The 17,635-nt window shown below is 67.2% G+C and carries 14 protein-coding genes; 2 read left to right on the top strand and 12 right to left on the bottom strand.

Annotated features, from left to right (window positions below; genetic code table 11):
* Window positions 1-12: 12 nt before the first annotated feature.
* Complete coding sequence (locus tag LGY53_RS09425) at window positions 13-570, top strand: TetR/AcrR family transcriptional regulator (RefSeq protein WP_225726235.1); 558 nt, start codon at window positions 13-15, stop codon at window positions 568-570.
* A gap of 3 nt (window positions 571-573) precedes the next feature.
* Here LGY53_RS09425 and LGY53_RS09420 read toward each other — a convergent pair whose 3' ends face one another.
* From LGY53_RS09420 to aceA, 5 genes are all read right to left on the bottom strand, one after another.
* Complete coding sequence (locus LGY53_RS09420) at window positions 574-1,305, bottom strand: ZIP family metal transporter (protein WP_225726234.1); 732 nt, start codon at window positions 1,303-1,305, stop codon at window positions 574-576.
* A 67-nt stretch (window positions 1,306-1,372) separates the two neighbouring features.
* Window positions 1,373-1,804 (bottom strand): VOC family protein, encoded by a 432-nt coding sequence (locus LGY53_RS09415; RefSeq protein WP_225726233.1) that lies wholly within the window; start codon window positions 1,802-1,804, stop codon window positions 1,373-1,375.
* 90 nt (window positions 1,805-1,894) lie between these two features.
* A complete protein-coding gene (gene metE / locus LGY53_RS09410) occupies window positions 1,895-4,195 on the bottom strand; it encodes a 5-methyltetrahydropteroyltriglutamate--homocysteine S-methyltransferase (protein ID WP_225726232.1) in 2,301 nt (766 codons plus the stop codon).
* Between the two features lie 75 nt (window positions 4,196-4,270).
* Complete coding sequence (locus LGY53_RS09405; protein WP_167478269.1) at window positions 4,271-5,143, bottom strand: 3-hydroxybutyryl-CoA dehydrogenase; 873 nt, start codon at window positions 5,141-5,143, stop codon at window positions 4,271-4,273.
* Window positions 5,144-5,355: 212 nt separating this feature from the next.
* Window positions 5,356-6,642 (bottom strand): isocitrate lyase, encoded by a 1,287-nt coding sequence (gene aceA, locus LGY53_RS09400; protein ID WP_167478270.1) that lies wholly within the window; start codon window positions 6,640-6,642, stop codon window positions 5,356-5,358.
* Window positions 6,643-7,135: 493 nt separating this feature from the next.
* On the opposite strand from aceA, the gene LGY53_RS09395 reads away from it, so the two are divergent.
* A complete protein-coding gene (locus tag LGY53_RS09395) occupies window positions 7,136-8,281 on the top strand; it encodes a lipase family protein (RefSeq protein WP_225726231.1) in 1,146 nt (381 codons plus the stop codon).
* 9 nt (window positions 8,282-8,290) lie between these two features.
* On the opposite strand, the gene puuE is transcribed toward LGY53_RS09395, so the two are convergent.
* From puuE to pucL, 7 genes are all read right to left on the bottom strand, one after another.
* Window positions 8,291-9,214: an allantoinase PuuE gene (puuE, locus tag LGY53_RS09390; RefSeq protein WP_225726230.1), complete on the bottom strand. Its 924-nt coding sequence runs from the start codon at window positions 9,212-9,214 to the stop codon at window positions 8,291-8,293.
* On the bottom strand, window positions 9,211-10,176 hold the full coding sequence (gene alc / locus LGY53_RS09385) for an allantoicase (RefSeq protein WP_225726229.1): 966 nt from the start codon (window positions 10,174-10,176) through the stop codon (window positions 9,211-9,213). The genes puuE and alc overlap by 4 nt, the downstream gene beginning before the upstream one ends.
* Window positions 10,169-11,362, bottom strand: a complete 1,194-nt coding sequence (locus LGY53_RS09380; protein ID WP_255663742.1) for an aldolase/citrate lyase family protein — start codon at window positions 11,360-11,362, stop codon at window positions 10,169-10,171. The genes alc and LGY53_RS09380 overlap by 8 nt, the downstream gene beginning before the upstream one ends.
* 44 nt (window positions 11,363-11,406) lie before the next feature.
* Window positions 11,407-14,202: a molybdopterin cofactor-binding domain-containing protein gene (locus LGY53_RS09375; protein ID WP_225726227.1), complete on the bottom strand. Its 2,796-nt coding sequence runs from the start codon at window positions 14,200-14,202 to the stop codon at window positions 11,407-11,409.
* The gene (locus tag LGY53_RS09370; RefSeq protein ID WP_225726226.1) at window positions 14,199-15,056 is read right to left on the bottom strand and encodes a xanthine dehydrogenase family protein subunit M; all 858 of its coding nucleotides are present in this window, start codon (window positions 15,054-15,056) and stop codon (window positions 14,199-14,201) included. The genes LGY53_RS09375 and LGY53_RS09370 overlap by 4 nt, the downstream gene beginning before the upstream one ends.
* A gap of 312 nt (window positions 15,057-15,368) precedes the next feature.
* Window positions 15,369-16,739, bottom strand: coding sequence for an 8-oxoguanine deaminase (locus LGY53_RS09365; RefSeq protein WP_374111152.1), 1,371 nt, complete (start codon window positions 16,737-16,739; stop codon window positions 15,369-15,371).
* Window positions 16,727-17,635, bottom strand: a complete 909-nt coding sequence (gene pucL / locus LGY53_RS09360; protein WP_225726224.1) for a factor-independent urate hydroxylase — start codon at window positions 17,633-17,635, stop codon at window positions 16,727-16,729. The genes LGY53_RS09365 and pucL overlap by 13 nt, the downstream gene beginning before the upstream one ends.

Here is a 17,635-nt window from a genome sequence, read left to right as displayed (position 1 = left end):
TACCCTGGGTGGGTGGGAACCCGAGAAGATCTCCTCGCCGCGGCCAAACAGTGCCTGGCCGAGCGCGGCTACGCCCGCACCACCGTGCGCGATATCGTCGCCGCATCCGGCACCAATCTGGCCGCGATCAACTATCACTTCGGCACCCGCGACAAACTGCTCAACCAGGCCATGCTCGAATCGACCGCCGCGGCAGTGACGCAGCTGCTCGAATCGCTGCCCGACGCGCGGACCGGCGATCCGGCCGTGCGGCTGAATGCCTTCTGGCACAAGCTGGTCGACTCGTTCACCGCGGATCGCGCGCTCTGGTCTGCCAATGTCGAGAGCACCGCACAGGCACTGCATCTGCCCGAGGTACGCGCGGAAACCGCTGCGGCCCAACAGGCCGCCCGCGCCGGACTGTCCGAACAGCTCGGGCAATCCGATCAGCGGATCGGTGTCGCGCTGCAGACGCTGATCGGCGGCATGCTGATCCAATGGATGGTCGATCCGGAACACGCACCGTCGGCCGATGACCTCATCGACAGTATCCGGGCGCTGGCCGAACTGATGGATACCAAGACCGACTGACGGTCAATTATTAAGCGCCGCAACGAGAAACATCAGCGCGGCACCGGCGAGCGTATAAAACAGGACGGCACGCGACGGCCGCCCGGCATGTGCCTCGGGCAGGATATCGGCGGTCGCCAGGTACAGCAGGAATCCGGCGAAGTAGCCGAGGTACAGCCCGGCGAATTCCGCGGGCACGGTGAGCACGGTGCCGAGTACCGCACCGGCGACCGGCGCGAGCGCGTCGAGCAGCAGTATCAGCAGCGCCCGCCGCCGCGCGTTGCCGTACAGCGTCGGAATGGTGAAAGCGTTGAAACCATCGGCGAAGTCGTGACAGATCACGGCGATGGCGACCGCGATGCCCACCGAGGCGCCCGCCTGGAAGCCGATCCCGATGCCGAAACCGTCGAGCATGCTGTGGAATACCAGGCCTGCCGCGGCGAGCAGCCCCACCGATTCCAAATCATGTGTGTGCGAACCATATTCGCCCTCGTGCCCGCGATGGATCGCCATCTCGCGCTCGATGATGTGAATGGTGAAGAAGCCGACCACCGCGGCCAGCAGCGCGACCGGGACGCCGTGCACCGGCGCCCGGGTCTCGATAAGCGCCTCCGGCAGCAGGTCGAAGAACACCACCCCGAGCATTACGCCCGCGGCCAGACCGAGCACCAACCGCCTGCGCTCGCCGACGCGCATCGCGATCAGCCCGCCGAGCAGGGTCGAGCACATCGACACCAACGCCAGCACAATGGCCATCGGACCAGCATCGGACACCCACGCGGCGAATCGCGGTATCCGGTCCGGTATGTCGCCCGGCCCGGTACTACGCGGACCGGAACACCGGCTGCGGCAGCAGCAACACCTGCCAGCCGTCCGGATCCGCGAAGGCGAGCGCGCCGTGTTCGGGCCAGTACGAATTCTCCGGCGTCACCTCCGGTGCGCCGAATTCGCGCAGTCGCGCCGCGACCCGCTGCTGCTCCGCCGCGCCGTCGAAGTAGAGCACCAGTAGATGTTCCGCGCTCGGCGCATCGCCGGGACTGCCGTCGACATGCGAGGTGAATTCCAAATGGTATGTGGTGCCGGGTAGTCCGAGCATCACACCGCTGTAGCCCGCATGATTCTCGAAGCGGAACAGCTCGCGCAACCCCAAACCATCAACGTAGAACCGCACGATCTCGGCGAGCCGGTCGGTGGGCCGAGCGATGCGAACCTGAGCGACCGGCAACGGTTCCGGCCAGTTGTTCTCGATAGTCATGCCTCGATAGAACGCTCCCCGGCCGCGGTGAAATTCCGGCCGGTCGGGAAATTGGCCGCCTTCCCATGAAATGGCAAGGCGGCCAACGCTCTACCCCTGTTCGACGCGGCGGCGCAGTCGGCGCGCGGCCGCGACCATATTCCGCAGCGACGGCTCCAACTGCCAGTAGTGCCTGGTCTTCAGTCCGCCGTCCGGATTGGCCCACAGCCGCTCCGGCGTCACGGCTTCCGCTGCGGCGGTGAGCAATTCGTCCAGCTCGTCGATATCCGGGATACGCGCCGATCGACTCTCGTACACGCCGGGCCCGACGCCGTGGCTCAGCCCGTGCCCGGACGCGCTGTCGGTCTTCAACGCCTTGAGCACCCATTCGATCGAACGGGTCGCCACGATCGCGGTGACGTCGGCATCGAGTTCCTCGATCGCCTCGACCACCTCGGCGCGGCCGGAATACCCGATATGCGTGTGGATTTGGGTTTCCGGCGCGACCCCGGAGGTGGCCAGCCGGAACGCGCCGACCGCCCAGCGCAGGTACTCCGCCCTACCCTCGGGACGCAGCGGCAGCATCTCCCGGATGGCGGGCTCGTCCACCTGGATGATGGCGATACCGGCCCGTTCCAGATCGGCCAGCTCGTCCCGGATCGCCAGCGCGACCTGATCGGCGGTCTCGTGCAGCGGCTGATCCTGCCGGACGAACGAGCGCGCGATCATCGTCACCGGACCGGTCACCATACCCTTCACCGGCTTGTCGGTGAGCGACTGCGCGTAGCTGATCCACTCCACCGACATCGGCGCCGGGCGCGCCACGTCACCGTAGAGGATCGGCGGTCGCACACAACGGGATCCGTACACCTGCACCCAGCCGAAGTGGGTGGTCGCGAAGCCGTCGAGCAGTTCGGCGAAGTACTGGATCATATCGTTGCGCTCGTGCTCACCGTGCACGAGCACATCCAGGCCGATGTCCTCCTGCAACCGGATCGTCGACTCGATCTCGGCCTCGATCCGCTTGCGGTACTCCTCGTAGGACAGCCGCCCCTGCCCGAGGTCGTAGCGCGCCTGGCGAATTCGGTTCGTCTGCGGGAAGGAGCCGAGCGTCGTCGTCGGCACCGGCGGCAGATTCAGCTTGCGCTGCTGCGCCTCTCGGCGCACCTCGTACGGTTCGCGCGAGCGCATATCCGAGGTGATCGCGTAAACCCGTTGGCGCACCGCGTGTTTCTGTTTGAAGTGCACCTCGGTCGGCCGTTTGCGCCACTTGTCCGACGGGCCCTCGGTGAGCGCCTTCGCCAGCGAAACCACCTCGCCCACCTTCTGTTTCGCGAAGGCGAGCCGGTCGGCGACATTGCCGTCGATCTCGTACTCGACGAGCAGGTCGTACGGCACGTGCAGCAGCGTGGTTCCGGTGGAGACCACCAGATCCGGGCACACCTGCGCGAGCTCGTTGAGGTACTCCAGCGTCACGTAGCGGTCGGCCCGCCACACATTGCGGCCGCTGATCACACCCGCGTACAGGCGCTTGCGTCGAATGCCCGGCACCTGCGCCAGATCCTCCGGACGCATCCGGTGGCTGGCCAGGTCGAGCCCGATCGCCTCGACGCCGGTGCGCGCCAGAATCGTCAGCGCCGCACCGAAATCGCCGTACTGCCCGGTGACCAGCATGCGCGGCCGCAGCGGCGCCGTCGAAAGCTGTTGGTAGGCCCGCTCGAACGCGGCCAGTTCGGCCTCGGTGCGCTCGCTGGTGAACGCGGGCTCATCCAGCTGCACACAGGTGGAACCGCGCTTGGCCAGGATCTCGAACAGCTGCTCGTACACCGGAAGCAGCTTGTCCAGCAGGCTCAGCGTGTCGAATTCGGCCTCGCCCGGCACCGGACCGGCCTTCGAGAGCAGCAGCAGCGAAACCGGGCCGAGCACCACCGGCCGCAGCTCGATATCCCGCGCCTTCGCCCGATCCCACTCGTCGAGCAGGGCCTCCGGATGCAGCGAGAATTCGGTGTCGGCATCCAGTTCCGGCTGCCGGTAGTGGTAGTTGGTGCTGAAGTAGCGCACCAGCTCGAGCGGCGGCAGATCCGGACGGCCACGGGCCATCAGGAAGTAGAAGTCGAGCGGATCCAGCCCATCCCGGTACGGTTCGAACCGCTTGGGCACCGCGCCGAACAGCAGCGCGTTGTCGAGGACGTGGTCGTAGAAGGAGAAGGTATTGCCGGGGACCTGGGTCAACCCGGTCGCCGCCAGCTCGTTGAACTGGCGCTCCTGAATATCGCGGCCGACGGCGAGCAGCTCCGCGCGGGACAGGCTGCCGTGCCAGTAGGACTCCAGCGCCCGCTTGAGTTCCCGATGCGGTCCGATTCTGGGGTAGCCGAGGATGCTGGATCCGAATCCTTCGGTGAGGTTGACCATGGCGCTGAAACTCCCTCTTAGCAGCTTAGGCCGGAAACGGCGCGGGCCCGGTGGATTACCGGGCCCGCGGCTGTATCAAGCGCGGTTGTACTGGTAGAAACCGGCACCGGATTTCTTACCCAGCAGCCCGGCCTCGACCATTCGCATCAACAGCGGCGGGGCCGAATACAGCGGCTCCTTGAATTCGGCGTACATCGAATCCGCGATCGACTTCACGGTGTCCAGCCCGACGAGATCGGTCAGCGCGAGCGGGCCCATCGGGTGGGCACAGCCGAGCACCATCGCCTTGTCGACGTCTTCCTTTGTGGCGAAACCGGATTCGACCATCCGGATGGCCGAGAGCAGGTACGGCACCAGCAGCGCGTTCACCACGAAACCGGAGCGGTCGGCGGAGCGCACCACCTGCTTGTCGAGCACATCGCTCGCGAAGGCCTCGGCGCGCTGCGACACCGACTCGCTCGTCTTGAGCGTGGTGACCAGCTCGACCAGCGGGAGCACGGGCACCGGGTTGAAGAAGTGCATGCCGACAACCCGCTCCGGGTTGGCGGTGGCCACCGCGATCTTCATGATCGGGATGGATGAGGTGTTGGAGGCCAGCACGGCGTCCGGGTCGGTGACGACCTTGTCCAGCTCGGCGAAGATCGAGGTCTTCACGTCCTCGTTCTCCAGCACGGCCTCGACCACCAGCTGGCGGTCGGCGAAATCGCCGAGGTCGGAGGTGAAGCGCAGCCGCCACGCGGCCTGCTCACGCTCGCGCTCGGTGATCTTGCCGCTGCTCACGCCGCGGTCGAGGGAGCGCAGGATGCGGGCGCGTCCGGCGGCAGCTAGTTCCCGGGTCTGCTCGTACACCAGCACGTCGACGTGCGCCCTGGCACACACCTCCGCGATACCCGCGCCCATCTGTCCGGCGCCGATCACGCCGACGCGTTGAATCTTGTCGCTGCTCACGTCCCGCTCCTGCTGTTTGTCTTGGCTGTCGGTGGCTCTGTACGAAGGTGAGCTCCGGAGTGTGAGCGCCTTCGATGGACCAAGGTATAGGGATGCCCTCCCCGCTGGGGCTGTTCAGCGGGAAGGGCTGATGAGCCGGTGCCGGGAGCGCCGCTCCGCTCCCGGCATCGACTCATGGATCAGATGCGTGAACATCCGAAAGTTGTTCCGGCTCAGTGGAACTGACCCTCTTCGGTGGAGCCCTTCAGCGCCGCGGTCGAGGTGTTCGGGTCAACCGTGGTGGCGATGGTGTCGAAGTAGCCGGCACCGACCTCACGCTGGTGCTTGGTGGCGGTGTAGCCGCGGGCCTCGGCCGCGAACTCGCGCTCCTGCAGGTCGACGTAGGCGGTCATACCCTCGCGGGCGTAGCCGTAGGCCAGGTCGAACATGGAGTAGTTCAGCGCGTGGAAGCCGGCCAGGGTGATGAACTGGAACTTGAAGCCCATCGCGCCCAGCTCGCGCTGGAACTTCGCGATGGTGGCGTCGTCCAGGTGCGCCTTCCAGTTGAAGGACGGCGAGCAGTTGTAGGCCAGCAGCTGGTCCGGGAACTCGGACTTGACCGACTCGGCGAACTTGCGGGCCAGCTCCAGGTCCGGGGTGCCGGTCTCCATCCAGATCAGGTCGGCGTACGGGGCGTAGGCCTTGGCACGCGCGATGCAGGGCTCGATGCCCTTCTTCACGTGGAAGAAGCCCTCGGAGGTGCGCTCGCCGGTGATGAACGGCTGGTCGCGCTCGTCCACATCGGTGGTGATGAGGGTGGCGGCCTCGGCGTCGGTGCGGGCGATGACCACGGTCGGGACGTCGGCGACGTCGGCGGCCAGACGCGCGGAGGTCAGGGTGCGGATGTGCTGCGAGGTCGGGATGAGGACCTTGCCGCCCAGGTGGCCACACTTCTTCTCGGAGGCCAGCTGGTCCTCCCAGTGGGTGCCCGCGGCGCCGGCCGCGATCATGGCCTTCTGCAGCTCGTAGACGTTCAGCGCGCCACCGAAGCCGGCCTCACCGTCGGCGACGATCGGGACCAGCCAGTTGTCGACCGAGGTGTCGCCCTCGACCTTGGCGATCTCGTCGGCGCGCAGCAGCGCGTTGTTGATGCGGCGCACCACGGCCGGAACCGAGTTGGCCGGGTACAGCGACTGGTCGGGGTAGGTGTGGCCGGAGAGGTTCGCATCACCGGCGACCTGCCAACCGGAGAGGTAGATGGCCTTCAGGCCGGCGCGGACCTGCTGGACCGCCATATTGCCGGTGAGCGCGCCGAGCGCGTTGATGTAGCCGTCGCCGTTCACGCCCTCCCAGAGGATCTCGGCGCCACGGCGGGCGAGGGTGTTCTCCTCGACAACGGTGCCCTGGAGCTTGGTGACCTGCTCCGGGGTGTAGTTACGGGTGATGCCCTTCCAACGCGGGTTGGTGTCCCAATCCTTCTGGATTTCCGCAGCGGTCTTCGGGGTGCCGGTGGTCGACATCTCTGACTCCACTTCTCTGGTCGGTCGGTGCCCCACGGTCGAGTTCGACTCGAACTGCTGGAGCGGCAATTTGCAGGCTTGCTAGGCCCATGGGGTGTACTTCCACACGATTGCACACGGTGAAATGGCCGTCTACCTGTTGCTAATGTGAATGTTCGCTAGGTTTCCACCTGGGTTTGCTAATTTTGCGAAATTAGCGGGTGAATTGCACGAGTGAAACCTACCCGCGAGTAGGCCTGACGTGCGGTTTTAGCGTAACGCTCGTACTGTTTGTGATCGACAACAGGATGTGACCTAACACCGGACATACCCCACGGTTGTGAGTACATTCACAGGCCCGGCGACCACCTATGTGTGGGCTGGGCCACCACTTTCAGGGGCGGGGATCGGCATCGGGCACACTTGGGGCTTCCCGAGATCCTGGACGCACGTCCGGTCAACGCCCGTCGCGCGTCGGCAGGAGCCGGTACGCCGTGAACCGGACAGGAGCATCATGCCGAAACCGCGTATGACCTCGACCTTCGCCGCCGCCATCGGCATTGCCGCCGCGAGCTTGCTCGGTGGACCCACCGCGAGTGCGGCCCCGGCCGCAGGCACGGTGTTATCGCTGGCGCCGCTGCCGCCGGTGGCCACCCTGCCGGGATCGGTCGGCTCCACCCGGATCCTCTACGGCTCCACCACCGCGAACGACCGATCGACAACAACGAGCGCCGCCGTTTACTTCCCGCCCGGCGAGCCCCCGGCGGGCGGCTGGCCGGTGATCGCCTGGGCGCACGGAACGGTCGGGCTCGCCGACAAATGCGCCAACAGCATCGGCGGGCCCGCGCTGCCCGACCGCGACTGGGCCTACCTCGGCGCCTGGCTACGGCAGGGTTATGCGATCGTCGCCGCCGACTACGCCGGACTCGGCACGTCCGGCGAACATCCGTATTTGAACGGTGTGACGACGGCGCACAATGTCGTCGACGCGGTGCGGGCGGCGACCCGCGAATTCCCTTCGCTGTCAAAGAAATGGGTGGTGGTCGGGCAATCGCAGGGCGCGGGCGCCGCGGTATTCACCGCGCGATACGCCACCGAATTCGGCGGGCCGGAGTTGGATTACCGCGGCGGTGTCGCCACCGGAATTCCGGCCTATGTGGAAGACGGCATGGCGCCGCTGGGCCCACACCTACCGCCCGTCGAACTACCCCCGCACACAACGGCCTACCTGCTCTACATCCTCAACGGCCTGCGCGTCACCTACCCCGACCTGAGTATCGAATCCTTCCTCACCGATGCGGGCCGCACCTGGCTCGCCCGCGCCCAACAGGACTGCATCGAGCCGTTCGGCGACGAGATCGCCGCACAGCACATCGTCTTCGGCGATTTGCTCGCCCGCCCACTCAGCGACATCCCCGATGTGCACAACTTCCTGCACCGCTATCTGGGCCTGCCCGAATCCGGTTACGACAGACCACTTTTCCTCGGCCAGGGCCTACTCGACACCGACGTCATCATGCCGGAAACCCTCCGCTACGCGGCCGTCCTCGAAGCCAACGGCGAACCCGTAACGTTCCACACCTATCCCCAAGACCACAGCGGCACCGTCAACGCCTCCCTCCCCGATTCGATCCCATTCGTCCGAAACCTGTTCGGTTAGTTGGGACTATCAGGCCGGGTGGGTTTTCTGCCAGTGGGTGGCTATGTCCAGGCGGCGGGTGATCCAGGTCTTGTCGTGGGATTGGATGTGGTCGAGGAAGCGTTCGAGGGCGGCGGTGCGGGCGGGGCGGCCGACGAGGCGGCAGTGTAGGCCGATCGAGAGCATTTTCGGATTGCCCTCCGCGCCTTCGCGGTACAGGACGTCGAAGGCATCGCGCAGGTGGGTGAAGAACTGCTCGCCGCTGGGGAAGCCGGCCGGGGAGGCGAAACGCATATCGTTGGTGTCGAGGGTGTACGGCACCACGAGATGATCGCGGCCCTGCACGGTGACCCAGTAGGGCAGGTCGTCGGCGTAGGAATCCGAGTCGTAGACGAAACCGCCGTGCTCGACCACCAATTCGCGGGTGTGCGGCGAATCGCGCCCGGTGTACCAGCCGAGCGGGGCGGCGCCGGTCAGGTCGGTGAGGATGCGAACGGCCTCGGCCATATGGGCGCGTTCGGTCTCCCGATCTACGAGCTGGTAGGACTTCCAACGCAGTCCGTGGCAGGCGATCTCGTGCCCCAGTTCCCGAAAAGCCGCCACCGCCTCCGGATTTCGCTGCATCGCCCGCGCCACCGCGAAGATGGTGAGCGGCAGCCCACGCCGCTCGAACACCCGAAGCACCCGCCACAGCCCGGCCCGCGAACCGTACTCGTACAGCGATTCCATACTCATGTGGCGATTCGGAAATGCCTCGGCCGGAGTCATTTCCGAAAGAAACGTCTCCGAATGCGCGTCGCCGTCGAGCACATTGTGCTCCGCGCCCTCCTCGTAGTTGAGCACGAACTGCACCGCGATGCGTGCCCCACCGGGCCACCGCGGATCGGGCGGATTCGGCCCGTATCCGATGAAGTCGCGCATCGGCGCACCGGAATCGCCTGCCGCCGTGGTCATTTCACCAACTCCCCGTACAACCGCAGCCGGGCGAGGCCGCCGTCCGGATAAATGTCGAGCCGGGCCTCGTACACCGCATCGGACGCCGTGACCGGAAACCGATGCCTGGTGTCGGGCAGCAGATCGACGCGCGGCAGCAGCTCCACCTCGGCGCCGTCGGCGGTGCGGCCGGTGAGCCGGGCCGCGCCAGGACTGTTGCCGAGAAAATAGGAGGTATCGATCTCGGCCAAATTGATTCGGCCCCAACCGGCGAGCCGGATTCGCACCCAATCGTTGCCGTCGTCGCGGCGGCGCGCGGTCTCCCAGCCGTCGCCCATCTTCCGGGCCAGCCCCGGATACAGCAGCTGGTTCGGTTCGCTGTAGAAGCGGTTGGAGCAGTCGAGCACCAACGCGCCGTTCTCGATCGCGGCCAGGTCGAGCGGACCGAGCCCGAGCAGCCGCGGGTCGGGGCGCCCCTCGCCGTGCACCCGCAGCCGAGCCACGCCGCCATCCGGGTGCATGGTGAGTTTCACGTGGGTCCACCGCTTTTCGCTGTCTACCGGGAATGAGTTGCGGCTGTCACCGGAGACCGGCGCCCGATCCACCAGCGTGACCCAATCGGTACGCGCGGCAATGGTTTCCGCGTCGGGATAACCGTCGATGGCCAGCGCGGACACCGAAACCGCCGGCGGGAAATTGCCTTTGAACCAGGCGGTGTCGACCACAACGCCGCGGATCACACCGGGCGCCCCGAGCCGGACGATAGCCGCATCGTCACCCGGTTTGCCGCGATGCCTGCGGGTTTCCCAACCGTCGTATACCTGCCCCTTGTGGCCGAATGTCGACGGGCGATAGTCCGCGGGCCCGGGATTGATCAAATTCTCCTTCTCGGCGAAGAATTCGTCATTCGCCCAGATCACCGAGCCGCCGAGCGACCGGACCGCCAGATCGGGCAGCAGCGTGAAATCCGGATCGCTACTCATTGTCGGCCTCCGCCGCGACGGCCTCGCGCGCGGCCAGCGCCCGCAGCACCTCGGGTGTCAGCCGCGGCGCCATGGCGGCCAGTTCGTCGGCCGTGCGCGCACCACAGTTCAGGCCGCGTAATACGGTGGCGGCCAACGCCTCCGCGGTCGCGGGCTCGTCCAGCACACCGCCCGAGCGCCGGGCCAGATACGCCTGCAGGCGCGGCACCGCGACATCGATGGCCTTGCGGAAGAAGTCGTAGGTGGCCAGCCACCGGGTGATCAGATGTCCGGGGTGCATATCCCAACCCTGGTAGTACCCGCGTTGCAGCGCCCGGGTCACCAGCCGGTGGTGATTGCGCAGCGCGGTTTGCGGATCGGCGTCCGGCACGATCTGTGTCGATCCGTCGCACACCCAGACGCCGGTCTGGGCGGCGGCCACCTGCATGACCGCCTTGGCGAAATCGGCGGCCGGATGATCCAGCGCCTGATCGGGTGCGGCGACACCGCAGGCCGCCGTGTAATCGTAGGTGCCGAAATGCAATCCGCTGCAGCGCCCACCGGCGGCGCCGATCATCCTGGCGATCGGAACCGTGCCGTCGGCGGCCAGCACCGCCTGCGGACTCTCGATCTGCAGTTCGAAGCGTAACGCGCCGTCGGCGATGCCGGACCCGCGCTCCAAACCCTCGCACAGCGCGGCGAACGCCGAAACCTGTTCTACCGCGCGGATTTTCGGCACCGTAATAACGAATCCGTCGAGCACGCCACCGGCGGCGTCGAGCACCAACTCCAAGGTCCGCAGCGCGCGGCGACGCTCGTTGCCCGCCAGACCCTTCAGCCGGATGCCGTATGTCGTCGGACCACTCGGATCCTTCGCCCATGCGGCGAGGACCGCGCCCGCGGCGGTGGCCGCCGCATCCTCCTGCGCGTCGGCGCGAAAGCCGTAGCCGTCCTCGAAGTCGATCCGCATATCCTGAATCGGATGCTGGCCCAGGCGTTTCCACACCGCCGGCAGCGACTCCGTACTGTCGAGCCCGGCAAGCAGCTCGTGCTGGGTATCGAGCAGTTCGGTTGCCGCCCTTCCCCATTCGCGCGGGGTGTCCACCGTGACGCGATCCGCGGCGACATACGCCGTATGGATCGGCTGGGCTCTGCCATCCGGCCCTGGATACCGGGTGCGCAGCTCGGCGTCGACCGCATCGAGCATCGCATCGATGCGGGCGCGGACGTTTTCGGGGAGCCGTGTCACGGTCACCCTTGTGCTCCTTCCTGGATGGCCCGCCAGATCCGGTCCGCCGTCATCGGCAGCCGGTACGGGCGGACGCCGACAGCGTCGCGAATCGCGTTGGCCAAGGCCGGCGCTACCGGGTTGTACGGGGATTCGCTCATCGATTTGGCTCCGAGCGGGCCGAGTTCGTCGGCGGTTTCGGCGAAATAGACCTCGGTACTGGGCAAGTCGGCCAATTGCGGGATGTGGTAGTGCCGCAGGATATCGGTGGTCACCTTACCGTCCACCGACCGCATATCCTCGTACAGCGCGGTGCCGATCGCCTGGGCCACCCCGCCTTCCACCTGTCCGCGGCACTGCACCTCATTGAGTACCGTCCCCGCGTCGGCGGATTGGACGGATTGCAGGATCCGCACGGTACCGGTCGCGAGTCGCACCGCGACGCGAAAGGCGTGCACGTTGAAACTGACCGAGCGGGTACTGCCGTCGTGGCTGCCGCGGGCCGAAAGCTCCTCGGCGGCAAGCAGTTCGGCGGGTCCGAAGAGCCGGTCACCGCACCTGACACCGTCCGGTGTCAGGTGGCATTCGGCGAGGTCGACATCGGTCAGCCGAGCCGCGTGCTTCAGCAGCAGATCGTGCAGTGCGAGCGCCGCCGCGTGGACGGCCTTGCCCGCCACGGTGATTCCGGTGGATCCGAACGCCCCGGTGTCGTGACCCACCAGATCGGTATCGGATTGCCGGATCACGATCCGGCTCGGGTCGGTGTGCAGCGCGGCTGCCGCGAGTTGGGTGTGCACGGTGGTGGTGCCGTTGCCGAATTCCGCGGTGCCGACCCTGACTTCGTAGCGGCCGTCGGGCAGCAGCGCCACGGTGGCGTCGGCGCGGTGGCCACGCGGCGGAATGGTGGCGATCATGGCGACCGCCATGCCGACGCCCACCTGCCAGTCCGGGCCCGGCGCGGCAATTCCGTTGCCGCGCAGCAGGGCCCGTTCCGCGAGATCGAGACACTGATCCAAACCGTAGCTGCCGAAATTCAGATCCTCCTCCACCGAGGCCCCGACGAATCGATCGCCGGGCACCACCACATTGCGCCGACGGAATTCGAACGGATCGACACCGACCTGCCTGGCCAGTTCGTCGAACGCCGATTCGATGCCGAAAATGATCTGGCCGAGACCGTAGCCGCGAAACGCACCCGACGGAATGTTATTGGTGTACACCGCCTTCGCATCCACCCGCTTATTCGGGCAGCGGTAAACGCCGATCGATTCGCCGACGCCGTGGAACATCACGCCCGCGCTGTGGTTGCCGTACGCGCCCGCGTCGGCGAGTACCTCGACCGCCAGCGCGGTGAGCACGCCGTCGCGGTCCGCGCCCGCGCGCACCGTCACCCGCATCGGATGTCTGCTTGTGGCGGAGGTGAATTCGTCGGATCGAGTGAATTCGTACTGCACCGGGCGCCCGGTACGCAGTACCGCTAGGGCGATCAGGTCCTCGGCCAGCATCTCCTGCTTCGCCCCGAAGCCGCCGCCGACCCTGGCCGCGAAAACGCGCACCCGATCGCGGGTCAGCCCGAAGATCCGGGCCAGCTCGTCGCGCACCAGGAACGGCACCTGGGTGCTGCACCGGATGACGAGCCTGCCGTCACCATCCAACCAACCGATGCCACCGTGGGTTTCGAGGTGGACGTGCTGGGCGCGCGGCGAATACCAGACACCGCTGACCGTGTGGGCCGCAGCCGCCAGACCCGCCTCGACATCACCGGTTCCGCCCTGTGCCTCGGCGACCAGATTCCGATCGCCGTCCGCGATCCGGGCCGAATCCGGTTTGTCGCCGTGCAGTTTCGGCGCGCCGGGCGCGAGAGCCGCTTCAGGCTCGAAAACCGCTGGCAATAGCTCATATTCGACCCGCAGCGCCCGGCAACCGGCCCGCGCGGTGTCGAGATTGTCCGCGACGACGGCCGCAACCCGCTGACCGATGAATCGAACGGTGCGATCGAGTACGTAGGTGTCGTCCGGATCGTCCTCGCGGAGTTCGTGGCGCGCGGTGGAGAACGCGAAATCGGGTGCGTCCCGATAGGTCAGCACCGCATGGACGCCGGGCAGCGCCTCGGCCGCCGAGGTGTCGATGGATACGATGCGCGCGTGCGGATGTGGGCTGGGCAGCACCGCGATATGCAGCGGCGCGGTGGGCGGCGCGACCGACGGGTCGGCTCCGGCGGGCAGCACATCGAAGGTGAAAGGCTCCGTTCCGGTGCTGATTCGCGGTCCGGCGGGCGCACCCGGCCCATTCCGGGCGGGCCGCGCAGCGCACGCCGTGTGGCCGGGATCGGACCCACCTTGACCCATGCTCAATACGTTTGTGTCTGTTGATAATTCAGCGGGTTGGCCGGTGAGCGCATCGGTGATCGCGCGATAGCCCGTGCAGCGGCACAGATTTCCCTTCATCAGCTCGGGCAGATCCGCCGGATCCGGCCGACCCGCGTGGCAGCCGAGTCCCGCAGCGGTCACCACCATGCCCGCGGTGCAGAAACCACACTGGAAGGCGGCGTTGTCGACGAAGCGGCGCTGGATCGGATGCGGGTGTTCGGGCGTGCCGAGCCCGGCGGCGGTGGTGATCGACCGTCCGGCGGCGCGGTAGGCGGGAAATATGCAGGAGTGCACGGTCATTCCGTCGACCTGCACCGAGCAGGCGCCGCAATCGCCCGCGTCGCAGCCCTTTTTTACGGCGAAATAGCCCTGTTCGCGCAGGAGGGTGCGCAGGCATTGCCCCGGGCGCGGCTCGGCGTCCACCGCACCGCCGTCGACCTCGAACCTCATAGTTGCTCCCCCGGCGTATCGCGCAGTTCGTCGGCCACCTCGCGGGCCAGCAGCCCGGTGACGTGCCGACGCCAATCCGGCGCGCCGTGTGGATCGTCGAACCACAACGCCGGATCCATTGCGGCAACGGCACTTTCGGCCTCGGCCGCGGACGGGACGGCGGTGAATTCCAGCACCACCGGGCGAACGGTCGCCGCGGTAATCGTCAACGCGCAACCGCCGTCCGGTGTCCGCCGCCCCATCACAACGGATCCGGACCGGCCGAGCGGTGCGAGCGCGATCTTCCGGAATGCGGTGCGCACCTGCAGCATTCGCAGCGGAATACTGATCGAACGCAATACCTCACCGGGGTCGAGCACATTTCTCCCTGGACCGATCACGAACTCGCGCAGCGGAATCCGACGGTCGGTCCCGTCCGGCGCCCACACCAGCGCCACACCGTCCAACGCGGTGAGCGCGGCCAGCACCGCACCGGCCGGCAGCGAAAGACAAATATTGCCGCCGACGGTCGCGGTCCGCCAGATCTTGTGTGAGGCCAGCAGCGCACGGCAGGCCTCGGCGAACAGCGCGGTACCCGGCCAGTCGTCGCGCAGCACCGGGCGGCCCAACTCCCGCCCGGGCTCGGATCCGGCGAATTCGGCCAGCGTGCAGGTGGCGGCGATCTCCAGCCCCTCGGCGGTTTCCCGGAGCGCGGGCCAGCCCAGCGCGGTGATATCGACCAGCCGGTCGAGGTGATCCTGCGGTTCGGAGAAAAGGAAGGTGCCCCCGGCCAGCACCGCACTCGTCGGCCCGAGGATCGAGAGGTCGGCCCGCTCGCGCGCCACCCGTACCTCCCGGATCGTATCCAGGTCCACTGCTCACCTCACTCACTAGCTTCGCCGCAACACTAGGAGCCTCGAGTTGCCGCGATGTTGCGCGGCAACCGGCCGACATTGTGTCGCGGTTACCTCGGCGACCAGCGCCGATGCGCCAGGACGGCCCGGTGTCGTGCCCAGCCGACATCACCGCCCCGGTGAACCGACCGTAGCGTGCGCGGCCCCAGCGTTGCGACCCGGCTCACATCCGGGGACGTGTACCACCGGGCTCCCACCCCACGATCGCCGCGTTGCCCATCGTGCGCTGGAAAACCGAGCCGGTCGAGATTCGAGTACGACCGTGCCAGGCCGCTAGCCCGCCTTCGCCACCAACTCCGCCTGTGCCCGCGCCACCTGTCCGCCGACGAACTCCTCGTCGACCGTGCGGACGACGCCGTCGGAAACCACCTCACACCCGTTGACGAGCAGCAGTGCCACCGGTGGCGGCGCGCCGAGCAGCAGCGCGATGACCGGGTCGTCGATGCCCGCGTACGCGGGTCCGTCGAGCCGCCAGAGCGCCAGATCCGCCAGTTTGCCGACCTCGATCGAGCCGATCTCGGCACCCCGCCCGAGCGCGCGGGCGCCACCGATCGTGGCCATTTCCAATGCTTTTCGAACGCTCAACGCCTGCGGCCCGCCGTGTGCCCTGGCATAGAGCAACGCGGTGCGCGGCTCCTCGATCATCGAGCAGTATTCGTTGCTGGCCGCACCGTCGACACCGAGCCCGACCGTCACCCCGGCGGCGACCAGGTCGGCGGTGCGGGCCAGCCCGGCCCCGATCCGGCCGTTCGAGGTGGGGCAGTGCGCGATCGCGGTGTGCGAGGCGGCAATCGAGGCGATGGCCGCATCGTCGAGGTGAATACCGTGCGCGTACCAGACATCTGGGCCCAGCCAGTCGAGTCCGGCCATATATTCGGCGGGCTTGCAGCCGAATACCTCGAGGCAGAACCGTTCCTCGTCCTGCGTTTCAGCCAGGTGGGTATGCAGCCGAACCCCGTATTCCCGGGCCAGCCTTGCGGATTCGCGTAGCAGATCGGTGCTGACCGAGAACGGCGAGCACGGCCCGAGGGAGATGCGCAGCATCGAATCGAAGGAGGTGTCGTGCCAGCGATCGATCGCCGCGGCACACGCCGCGAGCACGGTATCCAGCGATTCGACCACCTCGTCCGGCGGCAGACCGCCCGTACCCTGCCCGAGATCCATTGACCCGCGGCAGGGTTGGAAGCGCAGACCCACCTCGGCGGCCGCCGATATCTCGGCGCCGAGCAGATCGCCGCCGTCGCGCGGGAACAGGTAGTGGTGATCGGTGGTCGTGGTGCAGCCGGTGCGTGCGAGCGTGGCCAGCGCACCGATCGCGGCGATCCGCACCGCGTCCTCGTCGATACCGGCCCAAATGGGATAAAGCGTGGTCAGCCAACCGAATAGCGAATCGTCGGCGGCCAGGCCCCTGGTAATCCATTGGTAGAGATGATGATGCGTATTCACCAGGCCGGGCGTCAGCAGGCAGCCCGTCCCATCGACGCGGCGCACCCCGCGGAATTCCGGCGCGGGGCCCGCGCCGACCGCGCCAATCCTGTTGCCGTGCACCACGACGTGGCCGTTGCGGTATTCGGTGCCCGCCGCGTCGACGGTGGCGACGGCACAGCCGTCGATGACGAGCGTCGGTTCGTTCACTGCTCCCATGCGGGCCCCGCTTCCGGTGCGTCGGCCCGCTGCACGGTGGCATGGATGAGCCCATAGGGCCGGTCGTCGGCATGGTAGACCTCGCCGTGGTTCTCGATACCGAATCTGGCCAGGTCGTAGTCGAAATGGTGTTTATTGGGCGCGGCGAGCCGGATCTCGGCGAGCACCGGGTGCGCCGTCAGCGCGGCCTTACCCATCTCGAACAGCGTCTGCTGCAGCGCCTTCGAATGGTGGGTCGCGAACGTTTCGGTCAGCCGGGTGAGCACGCCGGTGTGGACGGCATCCCAGTCGACCCCGTCGGTGTCGGCGAAACGCCATTGCGCGACAAGGGAGGTGGCCAGCATCCGGTCGTCGGTCGGTGCGAGCACGGTGAATTCGTCGGTCAGGAACCCGGCGAATTCGGAGCCGGTCGATTTCAGGATGGTCAGATCTTTCACTCCGCCGATCACCCACGCGCGCCGCTCGGATCCCTTGCCCGCCACGGTGACCGCCGCCGTACGCACCTCGGGACCGCGTCGCACCCAGGTGTGATCGTGTTCGGCGCCACCGACCGTCACCCGCTGCCACGCGTATTCGTCCACCTCGACCCGGGCACTGGCGACCGGTTCGATATCGGCGACGAAATGTCCGGCCAGCGCCAGCGCGTAATCCTCGATCGGTTGTGCGCCGGGCTTTTTCGCGTACGCGTACGCGGTCTGCTTCTGTGTGTCGGTCGGCAGCACCTTGGCCTGATCACCGGTGACGTACGCGTCGGCGAAATCCCCGCGCAGCACCGTCGAGACGTTGAGGTCGCGGATCTCGTGCCGGGGCGTATCGCGATAGATCCGCACGATCCGGTTCTCGGCCTTGCCGTATCGGTTGTCGGCCAACACGATCGGTCCGGTCAGTTCCCGCAC

The sequence above is a fragment of the Nocardia sp. JCM 34519.1 genome (assembly GCF_020361265.1).
Classification (GTDB): domain Bacteria; phylum Actinomycetota; class Actinomycetes; order Mycobacteriales; family Mycobacteriaceae; genus Nocardia; species Nocardia arthritidis_A.
The sequence above is the reverse complement of the archived record's forward strand: the minus strand, read 5'-3'. Positions and strand labels throughout refer to the sequence as shown.

What these genes read in the sequence shown, in the direction of transcription:
- LGY53_RS09420 (WP_225726234.1), bottom strand. Translation starts at nt 1,305, where the DNA reads ATGGCCATTGTGCTGGCGTTGGTGTCGATGTGCTCGACCCTGCTCGGC.
- LGY53_RS09415 (WP_225726233.1), bottom strand. Translation starts at nt 1,804, where the DNA reads ATGACTATCGAGAACAACTGGCCGGAACCGTTGCCGGTCGCTCAGGTT.
- metE (WP_225726232.1), bottom strand. Translation starts at nt 4,195, where the DNA reads ATGGTCAACCTCACCGAAGGATTCGGATCCAGCATCCTCGGCTACCCC.
- aceA (WP_167478270.1), bottom strand. Translation starts at nt 6,642, where the DNA reads ATGTCGACCACCGGCACCCCGAAGACCGCTGCGGAAATCCAGAAGGAT.
- LGY53_RS09395 (WP_225726231.1), top strand. Translation starts at nt 7,136, where the DNA reads ATGCCGAAACCGCGTATGACCTCGACCTTCGCCGCCGCCATCGGCATT.
- puuE (WP_225726230.1), bottom strand. Translation starts at nt 9,214, where the DNA reads ATGACCACGGCGGCAGGCGATTCCGGTGCGCCGATGCGCGACTTCATC.
- alc (WP_225726229.1), bottom strand. Translation starts at nt 10,176, where the DNA reads ATGAGTAGCGATCCGGATTTCACGCTGCTGCCCGATCTGGCGGTCCGG.
- LGY53_RS09380 (WP_255663742.1), bottom strand. Translation starts at nt 11,362, where the DNA reads ATGCTCGATGCGGTCGACGCCGAGCTGCGCACCCGGTATCCAGGGCCG.
- LGY53_RS09375 (WP_225726227.1), bottom strand. Translation starts at nt 14,202, where the DNA reads ATGAGGTTCGAGGTCGACGGCGGTGCGGTGGACGCCGAGCCGCGCCCG.
- LGY53_RS09365 (WP_374111152.1), bottom strand. Translation starts at nt 16,739, where the DNA reads ATGGGAGCAGTGAACGAACCGACGCTCGTCATCGACGGCTGTGCCGTC.